This window comes from Thermosynechococcus sp. (genome assembly GCF_046299655.1).
GTDB lineage: Bacteria > Cyanobacteriota > Cyanobacteriia > Thermosynechococcales > Thermosynechococcaceae > Thermosynechococcus.
The window spans coordinates 1-13,406 of sequence record NZ_JBKBHZ010000009.1 but is presented as its reverse complement, the minus strand read 5'-3'; the positions used below and the strand labels follow the sequence as shown (position 1 = coordinate 13,406).

Sequence of the window (13,406 nt, the reverse complement as noted above, 5' to 3'; positions counted from 1 at the left end):
TTTCCCTAAGAGGATAGATACGTGTAGCTGCGCAGGCTCCGCTCGTAGTTTTCTAGAAGGTGTTGCGCTTCTGCAAGGGTAATTTGGCCTTCGGCAAGGGCAACCTCAGCACGGCGGCGAATTTTTTCGAGGAGGGCATCACCTTGGTACTGCACATAACCGAGGACTTCTTGCATTGTATCGCCCCGCACCAGATGTTCAATTTCATAGCCCTTGGGTGTGAGACGGATATGAACGGCATTTGTATCCCCAAAGAGATTGTGAAGATTGCCCATGATTTCTTGGTAGGCGCCATTGAGAAAAAGACCAAGGTAATAGGGTTCGCCAGGACGAAAGGGATGGAGTTCCAAAACCGATTTCACATCCCGTAGGTCGATGAACTGGTCAATTTTGCCGTCGCTGTCACAGGTGAGATCCGCAAGGATGCCCCGCTCTGTAGGCTCTTCATCGAGGCGGTGAATGGGCATGATCGGAAACAATTGATCGATCGCCCAGCTATCGGGCACCGACTGAAACACCGATAAATTGATGTAGTAGATGGAAGCCATGATTTTCTCAAGGTCTTCCAGATCATCGGGCACGTATTCCTGCTGACGGGCAATGTCGAGGATTTTGGCACAACAGGCCCAAAAGAGACTCTCTGCCCGTGCCCGCTCCGGCAAACTCAAGTAGCCAAAGTTAAAGAGGCTAATGGCTTCCCCCTTAAATTGCAGGGCATCGTTGTAGGCCTCTTGGTAGTTTTTCTCATCAATCGTTTGGTAAGTTTCGTAAAGGTTGCGGATAATCAGGTGCTCCTCCTCCGTAGCGGGTTCGGGGGTAATTTTGGGCACCTCACTGACCCCCAAGACATTGAAAATTAACACTGATTGATGCGAGGCAATGGCGCGGCCACTCTCACTAATGAGAATCGGATCAGGAATGCCCCGCTGCCGACAGGCGTCCTTAATCCCAGCCACGACATCACTGGCATAGTTTTGCATACTGTAGTTTTTCGAGGCATGGAAGTTCGTTTTCGAGCCATCGTAGTCCACCCCCAAGCCACCCCCCACATCGAGGTAGTGCATATTGGCGCCGAGGCGCACCAGTTCCCCATAAATTTGCCCCGCCTCACGAATGGCATCCTTAATGACGCTAATGGCCGAGATTTGGGAGCCAATGTGAAAGTGCAACAGTTGCAGGGAGTTGAGCATTCCTGCTTGCCGCAGTTGTTCGACTGCTGCTAAAATCTCTGGCACCGTGAGACCAAACTTGGCGCGATCGCCCGTGGAAGTTCCCCAGCGCCCTACCCCTTGGGTACTGAGTTTTGCCCGCACCCCGACAATCGGCTCAATGCCCAAGGCCTGACTGACAGCAATCACTTCCGCCACTTCTTCGGGCTGCTCAAGGACAATGATGGGGGTGTGGCCAAGGCGACGGGCCAAAATAGCGGTTTCAATGTAGCTGCGGTCTTTGTAGCCATTACAAATCAGCAGTGCCCCCGGTGTATTGAGCATGGCCAAGGCAATCAGCAGTTCGGGTTTCGATCCCGCCTCTAGGCCAAACTGGTGGGACTGACCAAAGCGCACGAGGGCTTCAATGATGTGGCGTTGCTGGTTGCACTTGACAGGGAAAACCCCCCTGTAGGCCCCCTGATAGCCATAGCGGGCAATGGCGCGGGCAAAGCAGGCATTCAGTCGCTCAATGCGATCCTCAAGGATGTCGGAAAACCGCAGCAGTAGGGGGAGACCAATGTTGCGCTGCTGGAGTGCCTGCACCAGTTCATAGAGATCCAACGACCCCCCGCGATCGCCCTTGGGAGAGACGGTGACATGACCCGCAGTATTAATCCCAAAGTAGGGTTCGCCCCAGCCCTGAATGCGGTAGAGCTGCTCGCTATCCTCAATTGTCCAATTGCCGGTTTTCGTAACGGTCAATGCCATCGTGGGTGACACAGCAGCCATAGTGCGCTCCCAAACAAAACCCTGCTGATCCTAACTTGTTTTTGCCAGTGGCACCAATGCAATTGCAGCTCGGTTTTTCGGTAGCGTTCGGCGGGCATGGTAGCATTAGGGATCGCTTCCCCTACCGTTGACCGCCATGGCCTTTACGAAAATTTTGATTGCCAATCGTGGCGAAATTGCACTACGGATTCTACGCACCTGTGAAGAATTGGGCATTGCCACCGTGGCTGTCTATTCCACCGTAGATCGCCATGCCCTGCATGTGCAATTGGCCGATGAGGCGGTATGTATTGGCGAAGCTCCCAGTAGCCGCAGCTATCTCAATATCCCCAACATTATTGCCGCTGCCCTTACCCGCCATGCTGCCGCAATTCACCCCGGCTATGGCTTTTTGGCAGAAAATGCCCGCTTTGCCGAAATCTGCGCTGACCACAAAATTACCTTTATTGGACCCAGTCCTGCGGCGATGCGTGCCATGGGGGATAAGTCCACCGCCAAAGCGACGATGCAACGGGTGGGAGTGCCGACGATTCCCGGCAGTGAGGGACTGGTGCAGGACGAGGAAACGGCGCGGGCGATCGCCCGCAAAATTGGCTATCCCCTGATGATTAAAGCCACCGCTGGCGGAGGGGGGCGGGGCATGCGCTTGGTGCGCTCCGAAGAAGAACTAGGACGCGCCCTCACTGCCGCACAAGGGGAAGCAGAAGCCGCCTTCGGCAATGCCGGGGTTTATCTGGAGCGCTTTATTGAAAATCCCCGCCACATAGAATTTCAGATTCTCGCGGATAGCTATGGCAATGTCATTCACTTGGGGGAGCGCGATTGCTCCGTACAACGGCGTCACCAAAAGCTTCTAGAGGAGGCGCCTAGCCCTGCCCTCACCCCCGAACTCCGCGCCAAAATGGGGGAAGCTGCCGTCACTGCGGCCAAAGCCATTAACTATGTTGGTGCCGGCACCATTGAATTTCTCCTTGACAGCGAAAACAACTTTTACTTTATGGAGATGAATACCCGTATTCAAGTGGAGCACACGGTCACGGAAATGATTACGGGGCTAGATCTCATTGCCGAGCAAATTCGCATTGCCCAAGGGGAACCCCTCCGCTTAACCCAAGAAGAGGTGACATTGCGTGGACATGCCATTGAGTGCCGCATTAATGCCGAGGATCCAGAGCGCAATTTCCGTCCCCATCCCGGTCGCATTAGCGGTTACTTGCCTCCCGGTGGCCCTGGGGTGCGCATGGACTCCCATGTATATACCGACTATGAAATCCCCCCCTACTATGATTCGCTAATCGGTAAACTGGTGGTGTGGGGGAGCGATCGCCCCGCTGCGATTGCCCGCATGAAGCGCGCCCTACGAGAATGTGCGATTATGGGGGTGCCGACCACTATTCCCTTTCATCAGCAGGTGATGGACACACCGGAGTTTCGCAGCGGCATTGTCTATACCAACTTTGTCGATAAGCTCATGACCACATTGGGCTGGAATGTTTAATGCCTAGGCAAGGGAAACTACTGATTGCAGCGAGTGGTACCGGGGGGCATCTCTTTCCGGCGCTGGCGGTGGCAGAGGAGTTACCTGAATATGAGATCCATTGGTTAGGCGTGCGCGATCGCCTTGAACAGAAATTGATTCCACCCCGTTACCCCCTACATACCATCGACTTTAGTGGCGTCCAAGGCAAGACCCCTTGGGCAAGGCTGCGCCCCTTGTGGCAATTGTGGGGAGCCTTTTGGCAAACGCGCCAGTTGTTAAAACAGGGACACTTCCAAGGAGTATTTACGACGGGGGGCTATATTGCGGCGCCGGCGATTTTAGCGGCTCGCAGTCTGGGGCAGGTTGCGCTACTCCATGAATCCAACGCCCTGCCGGGTAAAGTCACCCGCTGGCTAGCGCCCTGGTGTACACTGGTGGCCTTGGGTACCCCCGCCAGTTTGGCCTACCTCAAATCCAAACGGCTGAACCTACAGGTTACGGGCACACCGGTGCGTCCCGATATTCTCCAGGGGGGCGACTTGGCGTTGCCGATTCCCAAAGACGTGCCCCTGATTCTAGTGATGGGGGGGAGTCAAGGGGCTGTGGCTATCAATCGCCTTGTACGGGAAACGGTTCACGTGTGGCTTGAGGCCGGCGCTTGGGTGGTGCATTTGACAGGAACCAATGATCCAGAAGCCCAGAGCCTTCAGCATCCCCATTACTTGGTCTTTTCCTTCTTTGAACCCATGGGGCCACTGTTGCACCGCGCGAATATTGCCATTAGTCGAGCCGGCGCCAGTGCCTTGGCGGAGCTGACCCTCACGGGAACCCCGGCGCTATTGATTCCCTATCCCCATGCCGCTGAGGATCACCAAACGGTGAATGCGGAAGTCTTGGTGAGTGCCGGTGCGGCTGAAATGATCCCACAATCGGCATTGACGGGCGATCGCCTCGGACGGATCATTCTAGAATGGCTAGGGCAGCCGCAAAAATTACAAGCCATGGCAGAGAAGGCCCGCCAACTGGCCATGCCCCACAGCAGTCAGCAGGTCGCTGATCTCATTCGTATGCTAATTCCCACCCCCTAGGAAATGTGCTATGCCCATCCGTCTTTTGTTTGTTTGTCTTGGCAATATCTGTCGCTCCCCTGCCGCTGAAGCAATCATGCAAGACCTGATCAAAAAGGCTGGTTTAGAGCAGGAGATTCAGTGTGATTCCGCTGGCACTAGCAACTACCACGTCGGCGATCCCCCAGATTCTCGTATGGTGATGACGGCACGGCAACGGGGACTGCACCTAACCCATCGAGCACGCCAATTCCACACTGCCGACTTTGAGGAATTTGATCTCATTTTGGCAATGGACCGGGAAAACTACTACGATATTTTGCGCCTCGACCCTGAGGGGAAATACCGCGACAAAGTGCGGTTAATGTGCGAGTTTTGCCGTCACCACGAGGCGAAGGAAGTGCCCGACCCCTACTATGGCGGTCGTCAGGGGTTTGAGAAGGTGTTGGATCTGCTCACCGATGCCTGTGAGGGTCTCTTGGAGTATGTCAAGGCCAATTATCCCCAACTACAGGAGCAGCGCTGATGGACTACCGCAGTGCTGGTGTAGATGTGGCCGCTGGCCGTGCTTTTGTTGAGCAGATTCGCCCCTTGGTGCAGCGCACCCAACGACCGGAAGTGGTGGGACGACTGGGGGGCTTTGCTGGACTGTGTCAAATTCCCAAGGGCTATCGCCAGCCTCTGTTGGTCTCAGGAACTGATGGGGTGGGCACCAAGCTGAAAATCGCGCAGACGCTCAATCGCCACGATACGGTCGGCATTGATCTGGTGGCCATGTGTGTCAACGATGTCCTCACCTGTGGGGCTGAGCCGCTCTTTTTCTTGGACTATATTGCCTGTGGTCGCCTAGCGCCAGAAATCATGACCGCTGTCGTGGCAGGGATTGCCCAAGGATGTGAAGCGGCAGGTTGTGCCCTCTTGGGGGGGGAGACGGCGGAAATGCCCGGATTTTACCCTGAAGGTGTTTATGACCTCGCAGGCTTCTGTGTGGGGGTGGTGGAGCAGGATCGGGTCCTGGATGGCACACAGGTGCAGGTGGGGGATGTGGTCTTGGGATTGGCCAGTTCAGGCTTGCACAGTAATGGCTTTAGTTTGGTGCGCAAAATTGTCAGCGATCGCCAGCTCAATTGGCAGGATACGCCTTTTGGTACCACGTCCCTTGGGGAGCTGTGCTTAGAACCAACGCGCCTCTATGTTCAACCCATTCGTGCCGCTTTAGCTGAGGGAATTCCTATCCATGGCATGGCGCACATCACAGGTGGTGGGCTGCCGGAAAATTTGCCCCGCTGCCTAGGCGAAGGGCGATCGGCAGAACTTGACCCGCAGGCTTGGCCCATTCCTCCCCTCTTTCACTGGCTGGGGGAGATGGGGGAAGTTAGCTTGGGAGAACTCTTTAACACCTTCAATATGGGCATTGGGTACACTGTGGTTTTACCCGCGTCAGCGGTTGCAGCGGCGCAGGCCTGCTTTGCCGAGTGGGGAATTGACAGTTGGCCCATTGGCACCGTTGTTGCGGGCAGCGGTGAGGTATTGGGATTACCTGCTGCTTAATTCACTCCCGCCTAGAATAAAGATGCTGGGTGCTATCACGGACTCTTGAGAAAAATGACGACTCCTCTCCTCACCCTTGAAAGTGGCGATCGCCTCACCCGCGAGGAATTTGAATATCGCTACGCTCAGTGTCCCCACATTAACAAAGCTGAACTGATTAACGGAGTGGTGTTTGTGGCTTCACCAGTTCGGGTGAGAAACCACGCCCAGCCCCATAGCAACATTCTTGGCTGGCTCTTTCACTACAGCATTGAATTTAGCGGCTTCATGGTTTGCGATAACGCCACAGTACGACTCGATAACCAAAATGAAGTCCAACCCGATGTGCTATTACGCCTTGAGGAATCGGCGGGAGGTCAGTCCCGCATTAGTGCCGATGACTACATTGAAGGGGCACCAGAGTTAGTGATTGAAATTGCCTCTAGCAGTGCCGCCTACGATCTCCACGATAAAAAAGACCTCTATTGCCGTTTTGGCGTCAAGGAATATCTGGTGTGGGTCGTCTCAGAACAGGCCTTCTACTGGTATCACCGCAAACAGGGCAGCTATGTTCAACAACAGCCCGATCGCGAGGGAGTGCTGCGCAGTCAAGCGTTTGCCGGTCTCTGGCTAAATTTACCTGCCCTTTTGCAAGGGGATATGAAAAGGGTGATGCTCACATTACAACAGGGGCTAGCTTCCCCTGAAGGCCAACGGTTTGCTGAAGCCTTGAAGCAGCAATCACAATAAATTTAGCGTTTCTGGACTGTGCTTTAGCCGCAAATGGGTGAGTAAGCAGCAGCGGCGTTAGGGAGACTACTCAAAGTCCTGAAAAGCTCGACCATTGGGTTGGTGATAGACCTGAAAAAAGTGTTTTCCCCTCAAAGGCTCGACCACACTATAGAGCTAAAACGTCACTCGCCCTCCCGTGAGCGTGAGCAATCTCCAGCGACTCTCGTCTTGACAGATGCACTGTCGGGTAGGCCACCTCAAGCTAATGCTCCTGTCGCAGCCACTGCACAATGGTTCTATAGCTGTCAAACTCGCTGGGGTCTTGCAGATGTTTCTGCAACTGTGCCATCACTGCTGGGGGGACGATTCGTGGTTACAAAGAGCTAGTATAAGACAGAGTTTCGGATCGCGACGAATCTATGGAATCTAACCGATGAAGAAGTGGCTGAACTGTATCGGCAGCGGGGGGCGATTGAGAATTTATGGAAATTCTTAAAAATGCATTTTAGAGTTAGTGGATATACCTGAATACTTTGGTAGGAAGCTGTTAGATACATTACGATATGTGCAACTGGAACTGAGTCAGCGATGTTCCATCATTCATTGGAGCTTTGATGGGCAGCCGGAGCTATGTGTGGCTTAGAACATTAAGTTTTGTTAGAGGATTCAACACTTCTGATTCTGATGACGACCCAATTCAACCATACCTAGTGATTAGACTATAAAGCATCAGGTGGCTTGAGGACAGTGTCATGGTGAAATATCGGTTACGCTACTGGCGGCTGGCTGTTGCTCTTCTTTTAGGGGTGGGTCTTGAACCTGTCAAAGCAGCAGAGCTGTCCCTACCCCAAACTGGTGTAGCAGAGGAGGAGTTGATTGCCCTCATTAAAGAAGACCCCTTTGCCCAAGCTCGCCTGCCGCAATCTGAAGGCTCTGCTATCGATCTATTACCGCTACCACCCCAGCCCCCTGCAGAAGTAGTTCCTCCTGTAGAATCCCCTGCCTCTCTACCCACGAGCACTGAGATCAAGGGTGAGTCAGCAGCCCCCTCTATGGAACCTGCACCAAGAACGACTGACAATTCTCCAGAGGCGCCAACAACACTGCAACTGACAGCAGAGCAAGCAGCACAGGAGGCGCGTTTAGCACTTCTACGGGAGGGCGATCGCCACTGGCAATTAGGTGATGTCACAACAGCCCAAACCTACTACCAAAAGGCCAAAGCTGCTCTAGACCTGCCACCTCCTCGCGTCATCCCTGCGGCTGTACAGGAAATCAGTCAACTGCCCCCTGCGGCTCAAGTCTATTGGCGAGAAGTGCAAGGGGGTTCCCAACTCTATACTGCCCAAGCGGTGCCGCTGCAGCTTTTGGTGGAGCAGTTCCCAGAGTTTATCCCCGGCCAAGTGCGCTTTGCTGAGTTTCTCGCACAGCAAGGGAACCTCAAAGAGGCCTATGCCCATCTTGAAAAAGCCGCCAGTCTCTATCCCGATCAACCAGATATTCAACGAACCCTCGTCACTCTCTACGATCGCCAGCAACAGTGGCTGGAGGCAGCCCTTGCCGCCCAACGTTTTGCTCTGCTAAATCCAGACCACCCCGCCACCCCTGAATTTCAGCAACTGGCCGCAGAGCGAATGCAACGATTCCGTCGTCGCCTTCAGGGGCAACTGCGCGAAGGCATGATTGTCGGCGCCCTCACGGGATTGGTGGGTGTAGCTGTCACAGGAAATCCCTTACTATCTTTGGACTCGATTCAAATGATGGCCTTGATGATGCAGGGAGAGTCTGCCCTAGGCCGTTCAGCAGCGCGGCACATTAGCCGCCAAGTCAAGCTCCTTGAGGATCCTGAGGTTCAAGCCTATGTCAATGAAGTAGGGCAGCGCCTCGCCAGAGTGGCCGGTCGTAATGAGTTTGAGTATGAATTTTTTGTCATAAAAAATAATGATCTCAATGCCTTTGCCTTGCCGGGGGGTAAGATTTTTATCAACGCCGGTGCCATTCTCAAAGCCAATACCGAAGCAGAATTGGCGGGGTTACTTGCCCATGAAATGGCTCATGCGGTGCTCTCCCACGGCTTTCGCCTAATGACCCAAGGCACAGCCACTGCCAACTTGACGCGGCTATTACCCGCGGGTGGCTATGTAACAGGGATGCTCGTGACTCGCTATAGTCGAGAAATGGAGCGAGAGGCAGATATTCTGGGCACACAGATTCTGGCGAAGGCAGGCTATGCCGCTGACGGCTTGCTTAACCTAATGCACACCCTCAAGAAGGAATACCGCAATCAGGAGCCGCTGCTGCCGTGGTTTTCAACGCACCCGCCGACCAATGAGCGGATTCGCTATGTTCGTGGTTTGATCCGCGATCGCGGGTACACCCCCTTTGTGTTTGAGGGAGTCGAACGGCACCAACAGATTCAAGCCCGTCTGCGCACGCTAGTGGATCCTCCCAATCCCAAAAAATCTAAACGGGAAACTGCCAAAACACCGCAGTAGCTCAGTTCGCTCTGAATGTCTCACCATTGCTTTCAAACCCTTGAGTACGAACCCGCGTTTCTCTCCCTAGGGGAAGAGTACTGGGACAAGGTACAGGCGGCAACCTTTCCGCAGCACATTCTGCGTTTTCGCAATGATGCCCTCTTGCCTTTGATGGGGTTAGATCCTGCCAAGGTAACCGATGCCGATTTTATTGCGGCCTTTGGCCAATTTCAGGGGCGAGAACCGTTTTTGGCCATGCGCTATCACGGTTACCAATTTGGGGAATACAATGCGCGCTTGGGGGATGGCCGAGGGTTCCTCTATGGCCAGTTTCGCGGTGTGGATGGTCAACTATATGATCTTGGCACCAAAGGATCGGGCACCACACCCTATTCGCGGGGGGGAGATGGTCGCCTGACATTGAAAGGGGGCGTGCGTGAAGTTTTGGCCAGTGAACTGCTGCATCGCTTGGGGGTGCGCACTTTTCGCAGTCTCAGCTTGGTGGAAACGGGGGAATCCCTATGGCGGGGGGATGAGCCATCGCCAACCCGATCCAGTGTCTTGGTGCGTCTTGGCCGTTCTCATATTCGCTTTGGTACCTTTGAGCGGCTCCACTATCTACGGCGACCGGATCTGATTCGGCGGTTGCTTGATCACGTCATTTACTACTACTATCCTCACTTGCTAGAGATCCCAGACCCCAAGGAACGGGACTGTGCCTTTTATCGCGAATTGGTGGCACGAACGGCAGATCTGGCAGCGCAGTGGTTGGTGGCGGGGTTTTGCCACGGTGTTTTGAACACCGATAATATGGCGATTACGGGCGAAAGCTTTGACTATGGCCCCTATGTCTTTTTGGAGCACTATGATTTGGGATTTACAGCAGCCTATTTTGACTACTATGGTCGCTACACCTATGGCAATCAGCCAGCCATTTGTGCTTGGAATCTAGAGAAGCTGCAAATCCCGCTGTCTTTGGTGATGCCCCTTGAGGAAATGCAAGCTGCCCTGAAAACCTTTGGCGATCGCTGTCAAGCCACCTATTTCAAACTCATGCTTAAACGCCTCGGTTGGGCAGGCCTTCCCCTAGAGCTTGGCCGTCCCTTAGTGGCAGAGACCCAAGCTTTTCTCACTCGCAGCTCCATCAGTTATCCCCAGTTCTTTGTCAGTCTGCGCCAGGAATTTTCCCCCCAATGGGCCGTAGATGTCGGTCATATCTTTTGTGAAAGCCCAATACTCCCCTCCGCCGATCAAAAGCTTCTAGACCGTTGGAAAAAAATCTATTTTGAACTCCTTCAGCAAGCTACACCGTTACAACAAGCATCAATTCCCCAAACCCTAGCGGCGGCCAATCCCCTTGTTATCTTGACTCGTCCGCAGATAGAACATATTTGGCAGGCCATTGATCAGGGGGATGATTGGTCACGATTTACTGCAGCCCTTGAGTTAATGCAGACATGAAGCAGCTCCTTTGCCTCAGTAATGGCCACGGTGAGGATGCGATCGCCAGCTCGATTTTGCAGGCCTTGCGGCACCGTTGTCCAGATGTAGAGCTGATGGCATTGCCCTTGGTAGGCTTAGGGTCTGCCTATACGCGCCTAGGGATTCCTTTGTTGCAGCCGGGAAAAATACTCCCCTCTGGGGGCTTTATCTACATGGATCTGCGACAGCTATGGCGAGATCTCAGGGCAGGGCTGTTGGGACTGTTGGGGGCGCAAGTTCGTGCTATTCGGGATTGGCAGCGATTATCGGCAGGGCATCTCTTAGCGGTGGGGGATATTGTGCCACTGTTGGTAGCCTATCTCACAGGGGGAACCTATAGTTTTATCGGCACTGCTAAGTCTGATTATTACCTATATAAGGCAACGGGGCGTCCCTATCGCTGGGGCATGGGCTGGGCGGGAAGTGACTACCTACCTTGGGAGCGATGGTTGTGGCGATCGCCCCGCTGTCGAGGCATTTTTGTCCGCGATGAGTTAACCGCCAAAGGGTTGCGGCACTTGGGCTACCCGGTTCACTACTGTGGCAATCCAATGATGGACTTAGTGATGCCACCCCCGGCGCCTTCTCCTTTTACTACCAAAACCATTGTGCTGCTGCCGGGGTCTCGTGCTCCTGAGGCCTACCGCAATTGGCAACAGATGCTACGGGCACTAACGCCCTATGCCGATCAGCCGCTAACCTGTCTTGCCGCTGTCAGTCCCAGCCTTGATTTGCGTGTTCTTGAGCAAGCTCTTGAGGGTTGGCAACCCATCGCCAGTCCATTACCCCAGACCACAGCATGGCAGTTGGGTCAGCAACAACTGATTTTAAGTTCACACCACTTTCGTGAATTTTTGCATTGGGCGGAGGGGGGCATTGCCCTCGCCGGCACAGCCACGGAGCAGTGCGTGGGCTTAGGGAAACCTGTGATCACCTTTGCTGGAGCCGGTCCCCAGTTTACCCGTGAGTTTGCCAGTCGCCAAAAACACCTTCTCGGAGACTCGATTTTCCTACTAGATGATCCTCAAGAGGCCATCCCCACCCTTTGGCAGATCTGGGAAGATGCTGCCTTACTGGCGCGAATTGCCGCCAATGGGAAAGAACGCATGGGCAAACCTGGAGCGAGCGATCGCATTGCTGAACAACTGCTAAAAATACTCCGTGATTGAGGCCTACTAAAAAAAGACCCCCATCCGTAGATGGGAGCCAAGGAGTACTGAATTTGTTCAGATTAAGTCAGTGACCCTAGTCGAGGCTGGGCATCGAGAGCACGGGTTCAGACTCACGGTCAATCCCCTTCTCGAAACCAGCGGCAGCCGCACGGGCGCGACCCGCATGCCACAGGTGACCCACCAAGAAGAAGAAGGCCAAGACAAAGTGAGAGGTAGCCAACCAAGAGCGGGGCGACACGAAGTTCACCGAGTTGATTTCGGTGGCCACACCACCCACGGAGTTGAGAGAACCAAGGGGAGCATGGGTCATATACTCAGCCGCACGACGCTCTTGCCAAGGCTGAATGTCATTTTTGATCTTGTTGAGATCAAGGCCATTGGGACCACGCAACGGCTCTAGCCAAGGACCACGGAAATCCCAGAAGCGCATTGTCTCACCGCCAAAGATGATTTCACCCGTGGGAGAGCGCATCAGGTATTTACCCAAACCCGTAGGGCCTTGAGCCGAACCCACGTTTGCACCCAATTTCTGGTCACGGATCAAGAAGGTCATTGCCTGAGCCTGCGAGGCCTCTGCACCTGTAGGTCCGTAGAATTCACTGGGATACACCGTGTTGTTGAACCAGACAAAGCAGGTGGCAATGAAGCCCATCATGGACAGGGCGCCCAAGCTGTAGGAGAGATAGGCTTCCCCAGACCAGATGAAGGCACGGCGTGCCCAGCCGAAAGGTGTGGTCAAAATGTGCCAAATTCCACCTGCAATGCAGATCAGGCCAACCCAGATGTGACCACCGACAACGTCCTCAAGGTTGTTGACGCTGACGATCCAGCCCTCACCCCCAAAGGGAGACTTCAGCAGATAGCCAAAGATCACCCGTGGGTCAAGGGTGGGGTTGGTAATGACACGAACATCGCCACCGCCAGGTGCCCAGGTGTCGTAAAGACCCCCAAAGAACATGGCTTTGGCCACTAAGAGCAGGGCCCCAATGCCAAGGACGATCAGGTGGAACCCCAGAATCGTCGTCATTTTATTTTTGTCCTTCCAGTCGTAGCCGAAGAAGGGGAAGGATTCCTCAAGGGTTTCAGGTCCTCGAATGGCATGGTAAACCCCCCCAAAGCCAAGGACGGCAGAGGAAATCAGGTGCACCACCCCAACCACAAAGAAGGGGAAGGTGTCCACCACTTCGCCCCCAGGGCCAACGCCCCAACCAAGGGTGGCAATGTGGGGGATGAGAATCAGCCCTTGCTCGTACATTGGCTTCTCAGGGATGAAGTGAGCCAACTCGAACAGGGTCATGGCACCGGCCCAGAAGACGATCAGGCCAGCGTGGGCGACGTGGGCACCCAGAAGTTTGCCGGAAAGATTAATTAGACGAGCATTACCGGCCCACCACGCGAAACCGGAGGATTCTTGGTCGCGATTGGTGGCAAAGATCGAGTTACTAGAGAGCGTTACCACGGGGGAGTACCTCTTCTGGGAAGACAAAGTTTTCATGGGGTTGGTCTTGGGGCGCCATCCAAGCACG

11 protein-coding genes and 1 pseudogene are annotated in these 13,406 nt (G+C 54.2%); 9 read left to right on the top strand and 3 right to left on the bottom strand.

Annotation, left to right across the window (positions count from 1 at the left end):
* Positions 1-5: 5 nt before the first annotated feature.
* A complete protein-coding gene (gene speA / locus ACK4HN_RS07480) occupies positions 6-1,919 on the bottom strand; it encodes a biosynthetic arginine decarboxylase (RefSeq protein WP_409869811.1) in 1,914 nt (637 codons plus the stop codon).
* A gap of 157 nt (positions 1,920-2,076) precedes the next feature.
* Between speA and accC the strand changes: the two genes are divergently transcribed.
* The 9 genes from accC to ACK4HN_RS07435 all read left to right on the top strand — a co-directional run bounded on the left by accC (position 2,077) and on the right by ACK4HN_RS07435 (position 11,877).
* Positions 2,077-3,438, top strand: coding sequence for an acetyl-CoA carboxylase biotin carboxylase subunit (accC, locus tag ACK4HN_RS07475; RefSeq protein WP_409877420.1), 1,362 nt, complete (start codon positions 2,077-2,079; stop codon positions 3,436-3,438).
* A complete protein-coding gene (gene murG / locus ACK4HN_RS07470) occupies positions 3,438-4,508 on the top strand; it encodes an undecaprenyldiphospho-muramoylpentapeptide beta-N-acetylglucosaminyltransferase (protein WP_409869792.1) in 1,071 nt (356 codons plus the stop codon). Before accC ends, murG begins: the two co-directional genes overlap by 1 nt.
* A gap of 10 nt (positions 4,509-4,518) precedes the next feature.
* On the top strand, positions 4,519-5,013 hold the full coding sequence (locus ACK4HN_RS07465; RefSeq protein WP_409869790.1) for a low molecular weight protein-tyrosine-phosphatase: 495 nt from the start codon (positions 4,519-4,521) through the stop codon (positions 5,011-5,013).
* Positions 5,013-6,038 (top strand): phosphoribosylformylglycinamidine cyclo-ligase, encoded by a 1,026-nt coding sequence (gene purM / locus ACK4HN_RS07460; protein WP_409869789.1) that lies wholly within the window; start codon positions 5,013-5,015, stop codon positions 6,036-6,038. Before ACK4HN_RS07465 ends, purM begins: the two co-directional genes overlap by 1 nt.
* Before the next feature lie 54 nt (positions 6,039-6,092).
* A complete protein-coding gene (locus ACK4HN_RS07455) occupies positions 6,093-6,767 on the top strand; it encodes a Uma2 family endonuclease (protein WP_409869787.1) in 675 nt (224 codons plus the stop codon).
* A gap of 387 nt (positions 6,768-7,154) precedes the next feature.
* A complete protein-coding gene (locus tag ACK4HN_RS07450) occupies positions 7,155-7,277 on the top strand; it encodes a transposase (RefSeq protein WP_409850819.1) in 123 nt (40 codons plus the stop codon).
* A 224-nt stretch (positions 7,278-7,501) separates the two neighbouring features.
* A complete protein-coding gene (locus ACK4HN_RS07445; RefSeq protein WP_409869785.1) occupies positions 7,502-9,244 on the top strand; it encodes a M48 family metalloprotease in 1,743 nt (580 codons plus the stop codon).
* Between the two features lie 15 nt (positions 9,245-9,259).
* Positions 9,260-10,687 (top strand): protein adenylyltransferase SelO, encoded by a 1,428-nt coding sequence (locus ACK4HN_RS07440; RefSeq protein WP_409869783.1) that lies wholly within the window; start codon positions 9,260-9,262, stop codon positions 10,685-10,687.
* The gene (locus ACK4HN_RS07435) at positions 10,684-11,877 is read left to right on the top strand and encodes a lipid-A-disaccharide synthase-related protein (RefSeq protein ID WP_409869781.1); all 1,194 of its coding nucleotides are present in this window, start codon (positions 10,684-10,686) and stop codon (positions 11,875-11,877) included. The genes ACK4HN_RS07440 and ACK4HN_RS07435 overlap by 4 nt, the downstream gene beginning before the upstream one ends.
* Positions 11,878-11,953: 76 nt before the next feature.
* Here the strand turns inward: ACK4HN_RS07435 and psbC are convergent, their stop codons facing one another.
* Complete coding sequence (gene psbC, locus ACK4HN_RS07430; protein ID WP_409869780.1) at positions 11,954-13,339, bottom strand: photosystem II reaction center protein CP43; 1,386 nt, start codon at positions 13,337-13,339, stop codon at positions 11,954-11,956.
* Positions 13,323-13,406 (bottom strand): annotated as a pseudogene (locus tag ACK4HN_RS07425) (photosystem II protein D2); the annotation flags it as partial. The pseudogene ACK4HN_RS07425 and the gene psbC, both read right to left, overlap by 17 nt.